Source organism: Algoriphagus litoralis (assembly GCF_003259255.1).
In the GTDB taxonomy this organism is placed as follows: domain Bacteria; phylum Bacteroidota; class Bacteroidia; order Cytophagales; family Cyclobacteriaceae; genus Algoriphagus; species Algoriphagus litoralis.
In genome coordinates this window covers 1-425 of record NZ_QGOL01000063.1, presented here as the reverse complement: position 1 = coordinate 425, position 425 = coordinate 1, and the positions used below count along the sequence as shown (strand labels likewise).

Genomic DNA, 425 nt, shown 5'->3' with positions numbered 1-425 from the left:
CACTACCTCCTCATCTTCTTGAAGAATCGTCACCAATTCTATCCCGAGCACTTTCTCCAGCTTACAAAGGGTCTCCAACTTAAAGTTTTCCTCCCCTTTCACATATTTGCTGACTTGTTGAGGAGAAACTCCCATTTCCTCTGCAAGTCTTGCTTTATTCCAATCTAAAACCTCCAAAGCATCCAAAATCCTCAGCGCAATGTCAGCTGATTTTCTCAACCAGTCCTTATTGGCTTTTCTCCACTCAACTTTCGCCTTCCAAGAAGACTGGGTTGATTCTGAAACTAGGTCCTCAATCTTTTTTTCTAATTCTGACATATCATTCAACGTCTATGTAACTGAATTCCACATCTGGATCATCCTTATCCAAAAATGCCTTGACCATGTCAAGTTTTTTCAATTCGTCTTTTGTGTGTGGTCTTTCC

At 40.7% G+C, this 425-nt stretch carries 1 protein-coding gene; it reads right to left on the bottom strand.

The features are described 5' to 3' along the window. On the bottom strand, positions 1–318 hold a 318-nt coding region (locus DK188_RS21365; protein WP_111672881.1), incomplete at its 3' end, for a helix-turn-helix transcriptional regulator. Positions 319–425: the final 107 nt, after the last annotated feature.